Source organism: Streptomyces sp. NPDC004788, from assembly GCF_053601115.1.
Genome location: NZ_JBSGBF010000003.1, coordinates 54226 through 72660 on the forward strand (window position 1 = coordinate 54226; position 18435 = coordinate 72660).

The window sequence follows — 18435 nt, forward strand, 5'->3', positions numbered from 1 at the left end:
CTCAGCGCAGCTTGGCCGCCTGCGCGTCGGCCACGGCGGTGGGCAGCCGGTCGGCCGTGACGGCGACGAGGCTGTTGCCCTTCCGGAAGACGACGAGGGCGCCGGCGCCGCCCTTCTTGCCGGCGACCGTCCAGGCGAGGGCCTCGTCACCGGCGGTGACGGGCTTCGGCACGAGCTCGGTGATGTCCTCGGTCCTGACGGTCGAGGTCAGACGGAAGCCCTGGGCGCAGGCGGTGCCCGCGGCCTTGACCGCCTCGAACGCCCGCTGCGCCCCCTCCCCGTCGTACGACCCGAGCGCCACGTCCGTCCGCGCCCCGCCCTTCTCCGCCCTGCGGTGCGCGGTGGCCGCCGGCGTGCCGGGCGCCGCCCCGGCCAGCGCCTCGGCCAGCGGCCCGCAGGCCGGCTTGTCGGAGCTGACGTCGCCGACGTTGACGACGTCGGCGCCCTCGACCTTCGTCACCCGGTAGCCCCTGAGGTCCGCCGGGCCGACGGCCAGCTTGTCGAGGGCGACGGCGGGCAGCGCCCGTACGTCCGGCTTCGCGGCGGCGGACGCGGCGACGTCGGCCTTCCCGCTGTCCTCCCTCGGCTGGTCGTCACCGCCACAGGCGGTCAGCACCAGCGCCAGCGTGACGGCGGCGGACGCGGCGGCGGCGGTACGGCGGAGCGGGGTGGGGCGGCGCATGTCTCGTCTTTCGGCTCGGGAACGCGGCATTCCGTGCGCAGCCTATGCGCGCCCTGCCTGTCATGCCCACGCGGTACCCGATCGCAAAGCTCCCTCCCCCGCCCTCCGCGCCCGCACCGCCCTCCCCACACGTGCACCGGCCCTTCACCGACCCTTCCCAGGGCCTTCCCGGCGCCTTCCCCGCAGCCGCCTACCGTCGGACCTTTGCCATGCGTCCGTACGACCCAGGGATCCGGCCATCTCTTCTTCCGCCGCCGTCACCACCCTCGCCACCCCCGCCACCCCCGCCACCGCCTCCGAAACGGCACGTCCTACGAGGTCCCGCCGCACACCCCTGCCCGGCGCGACCCGGGTGGACTCCCTCACCGGGCTGCGCTGGTTCGCGGCCTTCGGGGTGTTCCTCTTCCACTCCTACGGCTACGTCAAGGAGGCCCCGGCACTGGCGCGGCTGATGACGACGGGCTACGAGGGCGTGGTGTTCTTCTTCGTCCTCTCCGGCTTCGTCATGACCTGGGTCGCCCGCCCCGAGGACACCCCGGCCCGCTTCTACCGGCGCCGCTTCGCCCGGATCTGGCCACTGCTCGCGGTGACGACGCTGGTCTTCGCGGTCCTGGAGAAGTGGTGGCTGGGACTGCCGGTCTCGGCGGCGGACGTCGTCTGGACGCTCACCCTCACCCAGGCCTGGAGCCTGGACCACTTCTACAGCCTCAACATCGTGACGTGGACGCTGTCCGTGGAGGCCTTCTTCTACCTGGCCTTCCCGCTGCTCCACCGGCTCCTCGCACGCCGCTCCTCCGCACAGCTCGGCCTGCTCGCCGCCCTGACGGTGGCGGCCACGGCGGCGACGCGCGCGGTCGCCCTGGGCCTCGGACTGCCGACCGAGGTGGCCCGCCTGGTCACCTCCTCACCGCTCTCGCTGACTCCGATGTTCGTCCTGGGCATGTGCGCGTCCCTGCTCGTCCGCCGCGGCCACCGCCCGCCCTGCGGCTCCGGCGCCGCCCTCGCCCTGACCGCCGCCTCCCTGCTCCTCGGCTGGCTCTGGCTGTGCCACCCCGACACCGTCCCGGGCGTCACTCCGGGTCCGGGCATGCTCGACGCCCTGCTGATGCCGTCCTTCGCCCTGCTCATCACGACGGCGGCGCTGCATGACGTTCGCGCCGACACCACCGGCGGCCGCTCCCTGCTGCGCTCCCGGCCGCTGGTGAAGCTCGGCGAGTGGTCCTTCGCCTTCTACATCTGCCATCTGGTGATGCTGCGGATCTTCCGCCACCTGGGCCTCGGCCCGGGCCCCGGCCTGCGCGCCGACGCCCTCTCGATGACCCTGGTCCTGCTGCCCACGCTCGTGCTGGCGGCCCTCCTCCACGAGTACGTCGAGAAGCCGGCCGAACGCCGACTGCGCTCCCCGGGACTCCGGTCCGCGGCGACGCGGAAGTGAATAACCGGCCGTTTTCACGGATGTGACAAATCTCAGCCGCCTCATGGACGCCTCACAGGGCACTCAAAGCTCGTGATACGTTCCCGGCCGGGCAAGCCATTCTTTCCACGCGCGTCATGGGGTGGGAGCCGGACGGCACTCCCCTTCGCCGGAGCAGCCGATTCCCCTTTCCGCCGGTCACCGGATCTCCCAAGGGGTGGGGCATCATTTCCGCAACAACGAGTCATTCCGTCGCGCCCGCGCAGGGCATACCGCGGCGGACGCCGCCGACCGGGGCGGTCGTCCGCTGGTCACGCGAGGCGCCCTGGGCGATGCCGCTGGGCGGGACCCGCGTGGACTCACTGACCGGACTTCGCTGGTTCGCCGCGTTCGGCGTCTTCCTGTTCCACGCCCGCACCTACTTCAAGGAATCGGAAGGCGCCTTCGATCTCGCCGATATCGGCTATGAGGGCGTCCCGTTCTTCTTTGTTCTGTCCGGCTTCGTCATGACCTGGGTGGCCCGCCCTTCGGACACCCCGCTGAATTACTACTGGCGCCGCTTCGCCCGCATCTGGCCGCTGCTCGCCGTCACCACGGCCGCGACGGTGACTCTGATGAAGTGGTGGTGGCACGTTCCGGTCTCCGGGGCCGACATCGTCTGGACGCTGACTTTCGGCCAGGCCTGGACCATGGACCACTTCCTGACGATGAACATCGTCACCTGGACGCTGTCCGTGGAGGCCTTCTTCTACCTCGCGTTCCCCCTGCTCCTCCGGCTGCTGCTGCGGCGCTCGTCCGCCACGATCGGCGTGCTCGCCGCGCTGTGCGTGGCGACCACCGCGAGCACCCGGGTGGTCTCCGAGCTGCTCGACCGGCCGGCCGAGGTGGAGCGGCTGGTCTACTCCTCGCCGCTCGCCCTGACGCCGATGTTCGCCCTCGGCATCTGCACGGGACTCCTGGTCCGGCGCGGATGGCGGCCCCCGTTCGGCACCGGGGTGGCGGCCACCCTCACCGCCGGAACGATTCTCCTGTGCTGGCTGTGGCTGCGGCAGCCGGACCTCCTGCATCCCTTCCAGGGCGCGATCGGCTTCTTCGACGTCGTCCTCATGCCGGTGTTCGCGCTCCTGATCGCGACCGCCGCGGTGGGCGACGTGCACGGCAGGCGCTCCCTGCTGCGCTCCCGGCCCCTGGTGAAGCTCGGCGAGTGGTCCTTCGCGTACTACCTGTGCCACGCGGTGGTCCTCAAGGTCGTCGAACACCTCGGCTACGGCCCGGACCCCGGCCTGCGCCGGGACCTCGTGGAGATGGCCGGCGCGGCCGTCGCGGCCCTCGTCGTCGCCGCGATGCTGCACGAGTTCGTGGAGAAGCCGGCCGAGCGGCGGCTCCGGAAGCTGCTGCCCGCCCGCACGGCGGCCTGACACCGCCGAGTGACCCACCCCACCCCCCGCTCGCGTCCCGCACCCACGACAATGGGCGGGTGATCGATTCGCCGCCACGAAGCCCCAAGGGAAACGGGAACGGTGCCACAGGGCGCCGGGTCGCCGAGCCGACGCCGTACGTCGACCTCACACGGGCGGAGTGGAGCGCGCTGCGGGACAAGACGCCGCTGCCGCTCACCGCGGACGAGGTGGAGCGGCTGCGCGGGCTCGGGGACGTCATCGACCTCGACGAGGTGCGGGACATCTATCTGCCGCTGTCCCGGCTGCTCAACCTGTACGTGCAGGCCACCAGCGGGCTGCGCGGGGCGCTCAACACCTTCCTCGGCGAGCGGGCCGAGCAGCGCGGCACCCCGTTCGTCATAGGGGTGGCCGGCTCCGTCGCCGTCGGCAAGTCGACCGTCGCCCGGCTCCTGGAGGCGCTGCTCGCGCGCTGGCCCGAGCACCCGCGGGTGGAGCGGATCACCACCGACGGGTTCCTGTACCCGATGGAGGAGCTGAAGGCACGCGGGCTGATGTCCCGCAAGGGCTTCCCCGAGTCGTACGACCGGCGGGCGCTGACCCGCTTCGTCGCGGACGTCAAGGCGGGCAAGGAGGAGGTCTCCGCGCCGGTCTACTCGCACCTGATCTACGACCGGGTCCCCGACGAGAAGCTCGTCGTGCGCCGCCCCGACATCCTCATCGTCGAGGGCCTCAACGTGCTGCAGCCCGCGCTGCCCGGCAAGGACGGCCGGACCCGGGTCGGTCTCGCGGACTACTTCGACTTCTCCGTGTACGTGGACGCGCGCGCCGAGGACATCGAGCAGTGGTACCTCAACCGCTTCCGCAAGCTGCGCCAGACCGCGTTCCAGGACCCGTCCTCGTACTTCCGGCGCTGGACCCAGGTCTCCGAGGAGGAGGCCCTGGACTACGCCCGCACGATGTGGCGCACCATCAACAAGGTCAACCTCCTGGAGAACGTGGCCCCGACCCGCGGACGGGCGACGCTCGTCGTACGCAAGGGCCCGGACCACAAGGTGCAGCGGCTGAGCCTCCGCAAGCTCTGATCCGTCGTGGGCCCTGGGTCTCCGCAGACTCTGACCCGCCATGGGCCCTGGTCTCCGTAAGCTCTGAGGATGCTGCACCTGCGACTGATCGTGCCGCCGGACCGTACGGATTCGGCAGTCGGGCTCATCGAGCGGACCGTCGGCACCACCCACCTGGTGGTGGTGCCGGGCGCGGCCCGCGACCCGGCCGGGGACGTCGTGATGTGCGACGTGGCCCGCGAGGCCGGGCAGGAACTCCTGCGCGGGCTGCGGGAGCTGAGGATCGATCAGGACGGCTCGATCGCCGTCGAGAACATCGACCTGTCGCTGTCGACCCGCGCCACCGCCGCCGAGGAGGAGGCCCCGGGCGAGGCCGCCGACGCGGTGATCTGGGAGCAGCTGACCGACGCCACCCACGAGGAGTCGACGCTCACCATCACGTACAGCGCCTTCATGATCCTGGCGACGATGATCGCGGCCTGCGGTGTCGTGCTCGACAACGCGATCCTGATCGTGGGCGCGATGGCCGTAGGACCGGAGTTCGGTCCGCTCGCCGGCATCTGCACCGGGATCGTGCGGCGCGCCCCCAAGCTGGTGCTGCGTTCCTCGTACGCGCTGGTCGTCGGCTTCGCGGCGGCGATCATCGCGACGACCGTGTTCAGCCTGGGGATGGACGCGCTCGGCCTGTTCAGCATCGAGCAGCTCGACGCGCCGCGCGCCAACACCAGCTTCATCTGGAAGCCGGACCCGTTCTCCTTCGTCGTCGCCCTGCTGGCGGGCGCGGCCGGCACCCTCTCGCTCACCTCGACGAAGTCGGGGGCGCTGATCGGCGTCGCGATCTCCGTGACGACGGTCCCGGCGGGCGCGAACGCCGCCGTCGCGCTGAGCTACGGCCAGTACGCCCAGATGTGGGGCTCGGTCGAGCAGTTGTTCCTCAACCTCACCGGCATCATCCTGGCCGGCACCGTCACCCTGTACGGGCAGGTGCTGCTGTGGCGGACGCAGCGCGGTCAGTGGACCCGCAAAGGCAAGGGCAACGGCAAGGCGTGAGACGCGCGTCGGCCCCCGTCCCGCCCCTATGGAAAAGGAGGCGGGACGGGGGCCGACAGGCCGTCATACGGACTAGCCGAGCGCCGACTTCACGGCGTCCGCGAGCCGTCCCGCCACCGACCGGGCCTGCTCGATGTCCGCCGCCTCCACCATGACCCGCACCAGCGGCTCGGTGCCCGACGGACGCAGCAGTACGCGGCCGGTGGTGCCCAGCTCGCGCTCGGCGTCGTCGACGGCGTGGGCCAGTTCGGCGGAGGTGTTCACGCGGGCCTTGTCGACGTCCGGCACGTTGACGAGGACCTGCGGCAGCCGCTCCATCACGCCGGCGAGCTCGGCGAGGGACTTTCCGGTGGCGACGACCCGGGCCGCGAGCATCAGACCGGTCAGGGTGCCGTCGCCGGTGGTGGCGTGGTCGAGCACGATGACGTGGCCGGACTGCTCGCCGCCGAGGGCGTAGCCGTGCTCCTTCATCGCCTCCAGGACGTAGCGGTCGCCGACCGCGGTCTGGACGAGCTGGAGGCCCTCGCGCTCCATGGCGAGTTTGAAGCCGAGGTTCGACATGACCGTGGCGACGACGGTGTCGCCGCGCAGCGTGCCGGCCTCGCGCATGGCGAGCGCGAGCACGGCGAGGATCTGGTCGCCGTCGATCTCCGCACCCGTGTGGTCGACGGCCAGGCAGCGGTCGGCGTCGCCGTCGTGGGCGATGCCGAGGTCGGCCTGGTGCTCGACCACGGCGGCCTTGAGCAGGTCGAGGTGGGTGGAGCCGCAGCCGTCGTTGATGTTGAGGCCGTCCGGCTCGGCGCCGATGGTGACGACGGTGGCGCCGGCCCGGGAGAACGCCTCGGGCGAGACGCGGGCGGCGGCGCCGTGGGCCTCGTCGAGGACGATCTTCAGGCCGTCGAGCCGGTTCGGGAGTACGGCGACGAGGTGGGCGACGTACTTGTCGAAGCCCTCGTCGTAGTCACGCACCCGGCCGACGCCCGCGCCGGTGGGACGGTCCCAGGGGGCGCCGGTGCGGTGCTCCTCGTACACGGCCTCGATGCGGTCCTCCAGCTCGTCGGCGAGCTTGTGGCCGCCGCGGGCGAAGAACTTGATCCCGTTGTCGGGCATGGCGTTGTGCGAGGCCGACAGCATCACGCCGAGGTCGGCGCCGAGCGCGCCGGTGAGATACGCCACGGCCGGCGTGGGCAGCACGCCGACGCGCAGCACGTCGACGCCCGCGCTGGCGAGGCCGGCCACGACGGCCGCCTCCAGGAACTCTCCCGAGGCGCGCGGGTCGCGCCCCACCACGGCGGTCGGCCGATGGCCCTCGAACGTGCCCGCCTCGGCCAGCACGTGCGCGGCCGCGACCGACAGGCCGAGCGCCAGCTCCGCCGTCAGGTCGGCGTTGGCCACGCCCCGCACCCCGTCCGTGCCGAAGAGTCGTCCCACAGCTGTCCTCCGAAAGTGCTCCGAAAATGCGTTGCCCTGAACGACGCGCCGAACGTCTCTGAACGGCTCATGCCCGTTTTCGCTCGGCAGCGCGCGCAGGGTTGTGCCCAGATTATGAAAGCAAGAAGTGAAAAAGCCGTACGCCCCGGCAGCACGGGAGTGCCGCCGGGGCGTACGGACCAAGCCAAGCAGGCCTGGCAGGCCAGCAGGCGATTAGCGCTTGCTGTACTGCGGGGCCTTGCGGGCCTTCTTGAGACCGGCCTTCTTGCGCTCGACCGCACGGTCGTCGCGGGAGAGGAAGCCGGCCTTCTTCAGCGGGCCGCGGTTGTTCTCGACGTCGGCCTCGTTGAGGGCGCGGGCCACGCCGAGGCGCAGGGCGCCGGCCTGGCCGGACACGCCGCCACCGGCGATGCGGGCGATGACGTCGTAGCGGTCGTCGAGCTCGAGCACCTTGAAGGGCTCGTTGACTTCCTGCTGGTGCACCTTGTTCGGGAAGTAGTCCTCGAGGGTGCGACCGTTGATCTTCCACTTGCCGGTGCCCGGAACGATCCGGACGCGGGCGATGGCGTTCTTGCGACGGCCCAGGCCGGCGGCCGGCTGCGGGTCGCCGAAGCGGGAGGCGAGGGACTCGGAGGTGTAGTCACCCTCGACGATCTCGGTCTCGGTGGTGTACTCCTCGACGCCCTCGAACTCGTCGACGGGGGTCTCGGGGGTGGTCTCGGCCACGATGCTCCTCAGATTTCTTTCGTTCTTAGGGGGTGGCCGGAACTACTGCGCGACCTGGGTGATCTCGAACGGGACCGGCTGCTGGGCAGCGTGCGGGTGGTTCTCGCCCGCGTAGACCTTCAGCTTCGAGAGCATCTGACGGCCCAGGGTGTTCTTGGGGAGCATGCCCTTGATGGCCTTCTCGACGGCCTTCTCGGGGTTCTTGTCCAGCAGCTCGTCGTAGCGGACGGAGCGCAGACCACCCGGGTAGCCGGAGTGGCGGTAGGCCATCTTCTGGGTCCGCTTGTTGCCGGACAGGTGCACCTTGTCGGCGTTGATGATGACGACGAAGTCACCCATGTCCATGTGGGGGGCGTAGACGGGCTTGTGCTTGCCTCGCAGGAGGTTCGCAGCCGTCGTCGCCAGACGGCCCAGGACGATGTCCTGCGCGTCGATGATGTGCCACTGGCGAGTGACATCGCCGGGCTTGGGGCTGTACGTACGCACTTCGTAGCCTTCGCTTCTTCAGTGGATGGAGTCCAGACACACCTGAAGCGATCATGCAGCTGGGGCCTACACTGCCGGGATCACTGCCCGTATGCAAGCCACTGGTAACTGCTCCAGGGAACCTGCGCAACGGCCCATCGCGTGAGAACGACGAAGCCAATACGCATAACAAAGCAGAAGCGTACCCGGGCTCCCCCGAGCGGGTCAAAACGCGTCGGCGCCGCGGTCGTACGCCTCCCGGGCCGAGGCCACCTCCTCGATATGGGTGTCCGCCCACTCCTTGATCGCCCGCACCACCGGAAGCAACGACGCGCCCAGCTCCGACAGCTCGTAATCCACCCGGACGGGCACGGACGCGGTCACCGTACGCACCACCAGACCATCCCGCTCCAGACCCCGCAAGGTCTGCGTGAGCATCTTCTGGCTGACGCCGGCGACCTTGCGGCCCAGGTCGCTGTAGCGGTGGGGGCCGTCGGCGAGGGCGGAGAGGAGGAGGGTGACCCACTTGTCGGAGATGCGGTCGAGGAGCCGGCGGGCGGGGCAGTCGGCGAGGTACGCGTCGTAGGCGCGGCGGGCGTCCTCGCGGCGTTCGGCGGCGGTGCGGGTGGCCATGGGCGCTCCTTCCGGTGCGGTACGCACTTCCGGGTACGCACTTCCCGACGGAGAGTAGCGCTCCCTAGGTTCGTTCCGTAGCCCCCTCTCCCCCACGCCTTCACGGAAGGAACCTCACGCCATGCGCGCTCTCGTCATCGACTCCTTCGGCGGCCCCGAGGTCCTGCGGATCGCCGAGGTCCCCGTCCCCGCCGCCGGCCCCGGCCAGGTGCTGATCCGGGTCGAAGCCGCGACCGTCCACCCCGTCGACCTCGCCACCCGCTCCGGCGTCCTGGCGGAGGCGGGCCTGATGGCCGGGACGGGCCGGACGGGGCTCGGCTGGGACGTGGCCGGCGTCGTGGAGGCGACAGGGCCGGGCGTCGGCGGTGTGCGGCCCGGCGACCGGGTCGTCGGGATGAACGACCGGCTCGACGTGGAGCTCGGCACCCACGCCGAGTACGTGGTCCTGGACGCCCACGCGGTGGCCCCGGCGCCCGTCTCGCTCGCACCGGCGGCCGCCGCGACCCTGCCGCTGGCCGGTCTCACCGCCCTCCAGGCCCTGGACGCGCTCGACCTCCCGGCCGGCGAGACCCTGCTCGTCACGGGCGCGGCGGGCGCGGTCGGGGGCTACGCCGTGCAGCTGGCCGCCGCGCGCGGCCTACGCGTCGTGGCGGCCGCCCGCCCCGGCGACGACGAGCGCGCTCGGGCGGCGTCTTCGCCGCCCTGGTCGCGGGCGGCGCCCCGTACCCCCTGCGCGGCATCCGCGTCCTGCCGGTCTGGGTCCGCGCCGACACCGCCGACCTCACCCGCCTCGTGTCCCTGGCGGACGCGGGCGCCCTGACGCCGCGCGTCGCGGCCACCCTGCGGCTCGCGGAAGCGCCGGAGGCGCACCGCCGCCTGGCGAAGGGGGGCCTGCGGGGCCGCGTGGTGCTGGTTCCGTAGGCCGGATCCAGGAGCCGGGATCCCAGTTGTTGGAGTGCGGATTTCGGATCCAAGATCCTGGATCCGCAGCACGCCGGGATGTCGGATCCCGGATCCAACATCTCGGATGCCGGATCCAAAATCCGCCCCGGCTCAGCGCGCCCGCTCCACCCTCCGCTCGTCCCACACCGGCTCGCTCGTCTCCCGCACGACCCCGTCCGACCCGAAGACCAGGTAGCGGTCGAAGGACCGGGCGAACCAGCGGTCGTGGGTGACGGCCAGCACCGTGCCCTCGTAGGACTCCAGGCCGTCCTGGAGGGCCTCCGCGGACTCCAGGTCCAGGTTGTCGGTGGGCTCGTCGAGGAGCAGGGCGGTGGTGCCCGCCAGCTCGAGGAGGAGGATCTGGAAGCGGGCCTGCTGGCCGCCGGAGAGCTTGTCGAAGGGCTGGTCGCCCTGGCGCTCCAGCTCGTAGCGGCGCAGCATCGACATCGCCGCCCCGCGGTCCTTGGCGTGCTCGGTCCACAGGATGTCGACGAGCGGGCGGCCCTGGAGCTCGGGGTGGGCGTGGGTCTGGGCGAAGTGGCCGGGGACGACCCGGGCGCCCAGCTTCCACGTACCCGTGTGGGCGACCGACTCGTCGCCCGCGAGGAGCCGCAGGAAGTGGGACTTGCCGGAGCCGTTCGAGCCGAGGACGGCGACCCGCTCGCCGTAGAAGATCTCCAGCGAGAACGGCTTCATCAGGCCGGTGAGCTCCAGGTTCTCGACCGTCACGGCCCGCACGCCGGTGCGGCCGCCGCGCAGCCGCATCCGGATGTCCTGCTCGCGCGGCGGCTCCGGCGGCGGGCCGGCCTCCTCGAACTTCTTCAGCCGGGTCTGCGCGGCCGCGTACCGCGAGGCCATCTCGTGGCTGACCGCGGCGGCCTGCCGCAGGTTGATCACGAGCTTCTTCAGCTGCGCGTGCTTCTCCTCCCAGCGCCGCTTCAGCTCCTCGAAGCGGGCGAAGCGCTCCCGCCGCGCTTCGTGGAAGGTGTCGAAGCCGCCGCCGTGCACCCACACGTCGGAGCCGGCCGGGCCGGGCTCGACGGCCACGATCTTCTGGGCGGCGCGGGAGAGCAGCTCGCGGTCGTGGGAGATGAAGAGCACGGTCTTGCGGGTCTCCCGCAGCCGCTCCTCCAGCCAGCGCTTGCCGGGGACGTCCAGATAGTTGTCCGGCTCGTCGAGGAGCAGCACCTCGTCGTTGCCGCGCAGCAGGTACTCCAGGACGAGCCGCTTCTGCTCGCCGCCGCTGAGCGTGCGCACCTGCCGGAACTGCGCCTTGTCGTACGGCACGCCCATCGCGGCCGTCGTGCACATGTCCCAGAGGGTCTCGAACTCGTACCCCTGGACCTCGGCCCAGTCGCTGAGGGCCTGCGCGTACGCCATCTGCGCGGCCTCGTCGTCGACCGTCATGATGCGGTGCTCGGCCTCGTCGACGGCCTTCGCGGCGGTGCGGATGCGGGCGGGCGCCACCGAGACCAGCAGGTCGCGGACGGTGGACTCGTCGCGCACGGAGCCGACGAACTGCGGCATGACGCCGAGGCCGCCGCTGACGGTGACGGTGCCGCCGTGCGGCTGGAGCTCGCCGGAGACCAGCCTGAGCAGGGTCGTCTTGCCGGCGCCGTTGGCGCCGACCAGGGCGACGACGTTGCCCTCGCCGACCCGGAAGGAGACGTCCCCGAGCAGGACCCTCCCGTCCGGCAGGTAGTACTCCAGATGTGCGGCCTCGACATGTCCCATGCGGGGCATTGTCGCCGCCCGCACCGCTGTCGCCCAACCGGATTAGGATGCCGCGCATGAGCTTCGGGGGACCGCAGTGGCCGCAGCAGGGCCAGGGGCAGGCGCAGGGTCAGGGACAGCAGCCGTACGGACAGCAGCCGCAGCAGCCGCAGCAGCCGCAGTACGGGCAGCAGCAGTACGGGCAGCAGCAGTGGCAGCCTCAGCAGCCGAACCCGTTCCCCGGCGCGCAGGCCCCGCAGGCCGGCGGTCCGACCCCCGACTGGGGCGCCCTCGCCGACGCCTCCGCCGCCCGTGACCAGCGCAGGCGCTGGCTGGTGATCGGCGGCGGCGTGGTCGGCGCGCTCGTAGTCGGCGCGGTCGTCGCGACCGCGATCGTCGCCACGAACAAGAGCAACGACGAGGCGAAGAACGGCGGCCCGACGGCGACCGGCCCGGCCGTCCCCTCGGACTCCGCCACCCCGGCCCCGTCGTTCTCCTCGGTCGCCCCGCTGCCGCCGCCGAACCCGCGCGACTACATCTCCGACGCGAAGAAGGACAAGGCTCCGCTGAGCGCCGAGGGCCTGTTCCCGGGCAAGAAGCTGACCATGAGCGGCCGCGCCTACGCCAAGGGCGCGACCGCCTCCACCACCAACTGCGCGGCGGTCACCCAGGGCGGCCTCGGCTCGGTCCTCACCGGCAACGGCTGCACGCGCGTGCTGCGCGCCACGTACGTGAAGGACGGCGTCGCCGTCACCGTCGGCGTCGCCGTCTTCCCCACCGACGAACAGGCCCTCAAGGCGAAGAAGCAGGCCAGCGGCGGCATCGCCCCGCTGACCGGCGCGGGCGTCGGCGACTTCTGCCACGCCACGGTCTGTCTACGCCGCACCAACTCGATCGGCCGGTACGTGTACCTCACCCAGGCCGGCTTCCTCAACGGCAAGAAGGTCACCACCGGCGACCAGGCCGTCTTCAAGGCCAGCGACGACCTGGGCACCTTCGCCTTCAACCAGATCTACGCCCGCGGCCGCAGCCAGGCAGCCGCGGCGGCCGGGGCGCCCGGTCAGTGAGGCCGGCGTTCGAGGAGCTGGACGGTCATGTGCCGGAGATGCTCGGTGCGGGCCACCGTGTAGCCGTCCTTGAGTGCCCTCTCCTTCGGCTCGGGCATGTAGGCGTACGGGTCCTCGTCGTCGCCCGGTGAGACGAACCAGAGACGGTCGGAGCCGGACAGGCGCCCGCTGGGCTTCTGGTACTCATGCGCCCAGAACCAGCCGGTCTGCTGCGGCGCCCGCTTCATGAGGATGTCCTCGGGCCGGGCGCCCTCGCGCAGCTGGTACGCCATGGCGAGCCGTGAGTTGAAGCTCCGGTGGAAGACGATGCCGTCACCGGGGCGCTGTCCGGCCTTCACCAGCCGGGCCGCGCCCGCGTAGTCGGGCTCGGTGGGGATGTCCTGGCGGACGCCGCGCAGGGCGGGCAGGGTCAGCACAAGGAAGCAGGCCACCGCGGCGGCCACCAGGAGGGCGGCGCGCGTCCGGCGCCAGAGGGCGCCGCGGCCGACGGCGGCCAGCAGGCCCACGGCCCGGACCGCGCCGACCGCCGCGAGGAGCGCCCACGCCGGGATCGTGAAGAGCAGATAGCGGGGCAGGAAGAGGTGCAGCCACTCGCCGGTCGCGGCGGTCACCACCGGCGGCACCAGGGCCCAGGCCGCCAGCGCGGCGGCGCCGGGACGGCCGGCCGCCCACAGTCCGAGGACGGCGAGCCCGAGCACGATCGTGGCGATGGTCCAGTTCCCGAACAGGTCCGACGCGTACCAGAGCAGGTCACGCCTGGAGACGTCGTTCCAGGCGATCTGGCCGCTCTGGCCGGTGCTCCGGTACGCCATGGGGAGGACCACGGAGGTCCCCATGACCGTGGCGCAGGCGAAGGCCCAGTGCGCGACGGGGTCGCCGGACCGTCTGGCCCGCAGCACCACCACGACGTGGGCCGCGAGCACGCTCAGCGCGACCAGGTGGCTGAACCCGGTCAGCGCGACGGCGAGCGCGTAGCCCGCCCAGACCCGCAGCGTGGGCCGCTCCAGGGCACGGAGCAGCAGCACGGTGGCGAGCAGCGAGAAGAACATCGCGAAGGCGTACGGGCGGGCCTCCTGGCCGTACCGGGCGACGGTCGGGAGCAGGGCGAAGAGCAGCCCGGCCACCACCCCGACGCGCGCGGTGAACAGCCGGCGGCCGACGAGCGCGACCAGTCCGGCCGAGGCCGTCATGGCCAGTGCCTCGGGCAGCCGCAGCGCGGCGGTGGAGCTGCCGACGAGCCACATCCACCCGTGCATGAAGGTGTAGTACGGCACGAACACGATGTCGACGTGCTCGGTGAGCCGGTCGAAGGCGGCGGACGGCAAGGAGGACGCCCACCAGGTGGCGTACTCGTCGAACCACAGCTGGCGGTTCCCGAGGCGGGTGAGGACGGACACCAGTGCGACGACCGTGGGCGTCAGGAAAGTCAGGAGCGGCCCGCGCCGGGGGCTCCCCGCGGTCGGCGCGGTCATCGTCTCACCCAGATCCGATAGGTGCCCTGACCTTCGCCCAGCCGGAACGGCAGGGTGCCGAGGAGGCGGTACTTGTCACTGTCCTTCAGGGCCGCGGCGATGACCTTGTCCTTCTGCGGGACGGTGACCCCGTCGAGCACGATCAGGTCGAACCAGCCGTCCGCGATGGCCGTGCGGTAGCCGTCGTCGTCGTGGTGCACGGCGCCGTCGGCGTCCTGGTAGCCGATCCAGTAGAGCGAGGTCCAGTGCGTGTGGTCGGTGATGTCCCGCAGGTAGTACACGGGCACGTTGGGCAGCGATGCGAGGTACCGGCCCTCGCCCGGGGTGATGTACTGCCGGAGCGAGGCGGTGAGCCGGCTGGAGTCCGGCCAGCTGGCGAATCGTTCCACCGACTGACCCATTCCCAGGCACAGCATCACGACCCACAGGGCGCAGGCGAGCTGTGGATGCCGGAAGTGGGCGCCGACGAGCCGGGTCAGCCCGACACCGGCCAACGGCGCGGCGAAGAGCAGGCCGAAGCCGAGGTGCTTGTAGAGCGCGACGGACGTGTGAAGGTGGATCTGGTAGGCCGGGGCGAGCAGGGCCGTGCCGCACAGGAGCAGGCCGAGCAGCACGCGCCAGCTCCGGCCCGGGACGGGCAGCCCGCGGGTCGCCGGGGACTCGTTCATGCGGCCGCGCCGGGCGTACGCGACGGCGCCACCGCACGCGGTCAGGAACAGCAGTCCGGACCAGATCGCCGACTTCTGCAGCAGGTCGAGTGCCTCTTCGTTGCCGTGCGCGCGCGCCGTGGTGGTCATCCGCACGCCCGCCATGACGTCGGTCCCGTACAGCGCGGCCGCGAGCAGCCCGGCGACGGTCAGGCCGAACGCCGCGGCGCGCCACAGGCTCGCCCGGCCGCGATGCGGCCAGGCGATCAGCACGGCGAGCACGATCAGGGTCGGCAGGTACAGCGCGGCGGCGTACTTCGTTCCGGCGGCGAGCACAGCGACCGGCGCGGCCAGGGCCGCGAGTGCCGGGTGCGCCCGATCGGTCCGTACGAGGATCCAGGCCGCGAGGGCGAGCAGGAGGATCGCGGGCGCGTCGTAGGTGGCGAACCAGCCGAGGACGACCGTCGACTGGGTCACGGCGAACAGTGCGGCGGCGGCGAGCGCGGCCCGCTCGTTGAACAGCCTCCGGGTTGTCCCGTAGAGGAGGGTCGTGGCGCCGAGCATGCACGCCAGGCTGAGCAGCCGGGCGCCGGTCAGGCCGAGCCAGGCGTCGGCCAGGCCGGCCACGAGGGGGTACAGGGTCGGCGAGCCGGAGAAGTAGCTCGCGTAGTCGGTCAGCACCGGAGTGCCGTGCAGCAGGTGGGCGAGCTCCAGGTGGCCGGCGGTGATGTAGAGGGCCTCGTCGGAGTACGCCGTGTTCTCCAGGCGGAACGAGAGCACGGCCTGCAGGAGCAGGATGCCGAGCAGGATCCCCCGGGCGGCCCAGGTGCGCCGAGGGCCCCCGGCAGTGGTCCAGGCCGTCCGCGGCGGGCGGGGGACGTGATAGCCGTCGCGGGCGTCGGGCGGTCCGGCTGGTCTGGGTGGTCCGGACGGTCTGGGTGGTCCGGACGGTCCCGGTGGTCGGTGCCCGGCGGCCTGCGGGACCGCCGGGAGGGTCGCTCTGGAGCCTGGCTCTGTGGCTGTCATCTGACCTTCCGCACGTCGAAGCCGTAGATGTCGTCTGCTGCCAGTCGCTTGAACTCCGCGGTCGTCGTCGTGCCCTCGTCGAGGCGCCAGTCCGCGCGGGCCGCGACGTGGTCGAACCAGACGAAGCCGAGGACGTCGGGGTCCTCCGCGGCGCCCTTCACCAGAGCCCGGACGTCGGCGTCGCGGCGCCAGCCGCGCTCGGCGGCCGTCTCCAGGAGGATGAAAGGCTTGGAGGTGAAGGCCCGGACCTCGTTCTTCGTCGGCCCGAACAGCTCGGCGAAGGTGTCGGGCCGCTCGTTGTAGGTGAAGTAGCCGATCAGGCCGACCCAGTCGACGAACGCGTCTCCCGGGTAGTACGGCTTGAGGGCGACGTCCCGCACGGGGTTGACGACGTTCGGGGACCACGCCCAGATCACGTTGGCCGCGCCGACGTCCTGGAAGACGTCGTGGATGTGCCGCCAGGCCCTCACGTACGCCTTGGGCGTGGTGGCCTCGGTGCCCCAGTTCTCCCAGGCGCCGTTCATCTCGTCGGCGAAGGTGATCGCGACGGGCAGGTTCAGCTTGCGCACCGCCCTCGCGTACTTCCGGATGTAGTCGTCCGACCGGCCGGAGGCGATGTCCTCCAGGGTCGTGTCGAAGGGCTCCCAGGAGACGACGGTCAGCGCGCCGGACCGCCAGGCGTTGCGCACCCCGGTGATGTCGAAGCCGTCGCCCCAGGCCGCGTAGTAGCCGATGAGGTTCGGGCGCTTGCCGACCTTGCGGGTGTACGCGTCCACCGGCTTCATCGAGTTCGGGGCGCCGGCCGTGGACACGCCGAAGTACTTCTTCGCGGGCCGGATCAGCGGCCTGACGTCGTACGGGACCTCGACCGCCGGCTGAGCGGCGCCGTGCTGCCCCCGGGTCACGGCCGACCGGCCGCCGGAGTCCGGGGCGGTGCACGCGGTCAGGGCAAGGAACAGCGCGGCGAGCAGCGCGGCCGCCGCGGGCACGCGGGGGCGCGTCGGACGCGGGCGCAGGGGGCCAGGGCACAGGGGGCCAGGGCACAGGCTACGGAGGCGCATCAGGCGGCGGCCCCCGTCCGGGGCTGCACCAGGGCGCGGCAGACGATCATCGCGTAGAAGAGCCCTGAGGAGAGCAGCAGCGCGAAGTCGTACGCGTCCACGGTGACCATCCGCCAGACCGCGGCCCCGACCCAGAGCAGGGCGGTGCCGCCGCCCCACGCCCACAGTCCGATCCAGAACCGCCGGGTGCCGTTGCGCCTGGCCTGGCTGGATCCGGTGGCCTGCCAGCCCATGCGGGTGCCGCAGAGGAGGTCCCAGATCGCGAAGAGGTGCGCCCAGGAGTACATCATCCGCACGGCCCAGGCCTCCAGGCGGTACGGGACGCGGTGCCACAGCGGGAAGACGATCGTGGTGTACGCGATGGCGGGCACGACGAGCCAGATGTTCTCGAACCGGGGCTGCTCGGGGAAGGCGAGCAGCAGCACGATCGGCAGGAGCGGCGCCACGAAGGTGAACAGCGCCGTGTGGATGTAGTAGAAGAACCCGGACAGGTAGCAGAGCCGGCTGCTGAAGCGGAGTCTGGCCTGCCAGAACTTCTTGCTGCCGAGCAGGCTCATCGAGCCCGCGCACCAGCGGTACTGCTGGTTGAAGAAGGCTCCCGCGCTGTCCGGGCAGACGCCCGCCGCCAGCGCGACCGGCACATAGCGCAGGTCCCAGCCGAGGCAGCGCAGGTCGAAGCCGGTGTGGACGTCCTCGGAGTGCTCGATGAGCGTGGTGCCGCCGTTCTCCTCCAGGGCCGCGCGCCGGTAGACGGCGCAGCTGCCGACGCAGATGGCGCCGTCGCGGCTCTGCCGGGAGACCTGCACGGCCCGGTAGAACAGCTCCTGTACGGCTCCGGCGCCGCGCTCGATCCAGTTCTGGGCGTCGAGCACCCGGAAGAACTGCGGGGACTGCACGATCGCCGTCCGGCTGTCCTTCTCCATGTACGGGAGGAGCTCTTCGAGCAGGTCGGCGCGCGGCGCGAAGTCGGCGTCGAGGATGAGGACGTACGTGCCGTCGGACTGGTCGAAGCCGAAGCGCAGGTTGCCGGCCTTCTTGAACCAGCCGCGCCGGGGGCGGGTGCCGTAGCGGAAGCCGAAGTCCTCAGCCATCGCCCGCAGTTCGGGGCTGGCGGAGTCGTCCAGGACGAACGGCTCGCAGACGCCCGGATAGCGGTCGGCGAGCGCCCGCACATGGGTCCAGGTGTTGTGCAGGACCTCGATGGGCTCGCCGCACACCGGCAGGAAGACATCCACCGACGGGTACCGCTCGGGGCGCCACTCGCGCACCAGCCGGCGGTGCTCGTCGAGGTCGAAGTCGCGGGTGAAGGCGTTCACCCGCAACGAGACCAGGTAGTAGACCACCGTGAAGGCGAGCAGCGGGGCGAACAGCCAGAGCAGCGGGGTGGCGGACGTGAGCCGGAACTGGCTCAACGCCAGGCAGCCCATGCTCACCAGCGACGCGACCGTCAGCACCCAGAGCCGGCGCCGGGCGTACAGGTACCTCTCGTCGTCCGACGGCGGTGCCGGCAGCAGCCCGACGGCGCCCGCTCCCGGGTCGTCGTACGGGAGCCGCGGTTCGGCCGGTCGTGTTGCCGTGCCCGTCCCGATCGGCCGGGCCTCCGTTGCACTCATCCCAGAACTCCCGACACCTTCTCCGCGGAGCG

General features: G+C 71.7%; 15 protein-coding genes and 1 pseudogene. 6 read left to right on the plus strand and 10 right to left on the minus strand.

The features are described from left to right. Position 1: 1 nt before the first annotated feature. Entirely contained in the window at positions 2–682 is a 681-nt protein-coding gene (locus tag ACWEJX_RS02330; protein ID WP_451605684.1) for a hypothetical protein, read from the minus strand. Between the two features lie 352 nt (positions 683–1034). Between ACWEJX_RS02330 and ACWEJX_RS02335 the strand changes: the two genes are divergently transcribed. From ACWEJX_RS02335 to ACWEJX_RS02350, 4 genes are all read left to right on the plus strand, one after another. Continuing rightward, positions 1035–2117, plus strand: a complete 1083-nt coding sequence (locus ACWEJX_RS02335; RefSeq protein ID WP_451605685.1) for an acyltransferase family protein — start codon at positions 1035–1037, stop codon at positions 2115–2117. Between the two features lie 332 nt (positions 2118–2449). Next, a complete protein-coding gene (locus ACWEJX_RS02340; RefSeq protein ID WP_451605686.1) occupies positions 2450–3514 on the plus strand; it encodes an acyltransferase family protein in 1065 nt (354 codons plus the stop codon). A gap of 59 nt (positions 3515–3573) precedes the next feature. Beyond that, on the plus strand, positions 3574–4578 hold the full coding sequence (gene coaA / locus ACWEJX_RS02345) for a type I pantothenate kinase (protein ID WP_451605687.1): 1005 nt from the start codon (positions 3574–3576) through the stop codon (positions 4576–4578). A 69-nt stretch (positions 4579–4647) separates the two neighbouring features. Next, on the plus strand, positions 4648–5607 hold the full coding sequence (locus ACWEJX_RS02350; protein WP_451605688.1) for a DUF389 domain-containing protein: 960 nt from the start codon (positions 4648–4650) through the stop codon (positions 5605–5607). A 72-nt stretch (positions 5608–5679) separates the two neighbouring features. On the opposite strand, the gene glmM is transcribed toward ACWEJX_RS02350, so the two are convergent. From glmM to ACWEJX_RS02370, 4 genes are all read right to left on the minus strand, one after another. Then, complete coding sequence (gene glmM, locus ACWEJX_RS02355) at positions 5680–7038, minus strand: phosphoglucosamine mutase (protein ID WP_451605689.1); 1359 nt, start codon at positions 7036–7038, stop codon at positions 5680–5682. A gap of 213 nt (positions 7039–7251) precedes the next feature. Next, entirely contained in the window at positions 7252–7764 is a 513-nt protein-coding gene (gene rpsI, locus ACWEJX_RS02360; RefSeq protein ID WP_403795494.1) for a 30S ribosomal protein S9, read from the minus strand. Between the two features lie 42 nt (positions 7765–7806). Next, positions 7807–8250, minus strand: a complete 444-nt coding sequence (gene rplM / locus ACWEJX_RS02365; protein WP_451605690.1) for a 50S ribosomal protein L13 — start codon at positions 8248–8250, stop codon at positions 7807–7809. 204 nt (positions 8251–8454) lie between these two features. Continuing rightward, a complete protein-coding gene (locus ACWEJX_RS02370) occupies positions 8455–8862 on the minus strand; it encodes a winged helix-turn-helix transcriptional regulator (RefSeq protein ID WP_451605691.1) in 408 nt (135 codons plus the stop codon). A gap of 121 nt (positions 8863–8983) precedes the next feature. On the opposite strand from ACWEJX_RS02370, the pseudogene ACWEJX_RS02375 reads away from it, so the two are divergent. Next, positions 8984–9783 (plus strand): annotated as a pseudogene (locus tag ACWEJX_RS02375) (alcohol dehydrogenase catalytic domain-containing protein). 132 nt (positions 9784–9915) lie between these two features. On the opposite strand, the gene ACWEJX_RS02380 reads toward ACWEJX_RS02375, so the two are convergent. After that, positions 9916–11538 carry an ABC-F family ATP-binding cassette domain-containing protein gene (locus tag ACWEJX_RS02380; RefSeq protein WP_451605692.1) on the minus strand — a complete coding sequence of 541 codons (1623 nt, stop codon included), beginning with the start codon at positions 11536–11538 and terminating at the stop codon, positions 9916–9918. A 56-nt stretch (positions 11539–11594) separates the two neighbouring features. On the opposite strand from ACWEJX_RS02380, the gene ACWEJX_RS02385 reads away from it, so the two are divergent. Beyond that, the gene (locus ACWEJX_RS02385; RefSeq protein ID WP_451605693.1) at positions 11595–12584 is read left to right on the plus strand and encodes a hypothetical protein; all 990 of its coding nucleotides are present in this window, start codon (positions 11595–11597) and stop codon (positions 12582–12584) included. Here the strand turns inward: ACWEJX_RS02385 and ACWEJX_RS02390 are convergent. From ACWEJX_RS02390 to ACWEJX_RS02405, 4 genes are all read right to left on the minus strand, one after another. Next, on the minus strand, positions 12578–14056 hold the full coding sequence (locus ACWEJX_RS02390) for a glycosyltransferase family 39 protein (protein ID WP_451605694.1): 1479 nt from the start codon (positions 14054–14056) through the stop codon (positions 12578–12580). The two genes, ACWEJX_RS02385 and ACWEJX_RS02390, sit on opposite strands and share 7 nt — an antisense overlap. Next, positions 14053–15483: a glycosyltransferase family 39 protein gene (locus ACWEJX_RS02395; RefSeq protein WP_451605695.1), complete on the minus strand. Its 1431-nt coding sequence runs from the start codon at positions 15481–15483 to the stop codon at positions 14053–14055. The genes ACWEJX_RS02390 and ACWEJX_RS02395 overlap by 4 nt, the downstream gene beginning before the upstream one ends. 242 nt (positions 15484–15725) lie before the next feature. Then, positions 15726–16718 carry a glycoside hydrolase family 26 protein gene (locus tag ACWEJX_RS02400; protein ID WP_451605696.1) on the minus strand — a complete coding sequence of 331 codons (993 nt, stop codon included), beginning with the start codon at positions 16716–16718 and terminating at the stop codon, positions 15726–15728. Between the two features lie 71 nt (positions 16719–16789). Beyond that, the gene (locus tag ACWEJX_RS02405) at positions 16790–18217 is read right to left on the minus strand and encodes a glycosyltransferase family 2 protein (RefSeq protein WP_451605782.1); all 1428 of its coding nucleotides are present in this window, start codon (positions 18215–18217) and stop codon (positions 16790–16792) included. Positions 18218–18435: the final 218 nt, after the last annotated feature.

Excerpts from the sequence above, each read along its gene's own strand:
- ACWEJX_RS02350 (WP_451605688.1), top strand. The coding sequence starts at position 4,648 with ATGCTGCACCTGCGACTGATCGTGCCGCCGGACCGTACGGATTCGGCA.
- ACWEJX_RS02390 (WP_451605694.1), bottom strand. The coding sequence starts at position 14,056 with ATGACCGCGCCGACCGCGGGGAGCCCCCGGCGCGGGCCGCTCCTGACT.
- ACWEJX_RS02385 (WP_451605693.1), top strand. The coding sequence starts at position 11,595 with ATGAGCTTCGGGGGACCGCAGTGGCCGCAGCAGGGCCAGGGGCAGGCG.
- ACWEJX_RS02370 (WP_451605691.1), bottom strand. The coding sequence starts at position 8,862 with ATGGCCACCCGCACCGCCGCCGAACGCCGCGAGGACGCCCGCCGCGCC.
- ACWEJX_RS02330 (WP_451605684.1), bottom strand. The coding sequence starts at position 682 with ATGCGCCGCCCCACCCCGCTCCGCCGTACCGCCGCCGCCGCGTCCGCC.
- ACWEJX_RS02380 (WP_451605692.1), bottom strand. The coding sequence starts at position 11,538 with ATGGGACATGTCGAGGCCGCACATCTGGAGTACTACCTGCCGGACGGG.
- ACWEJX_RS02405 (WP_451605782.1), bottom strand. The coding sequence starts at position 18,217 with ATGGGCTGCCTGGCGTTGAGCCAGTTCCGGCTCACGTCCGCCACCCCG.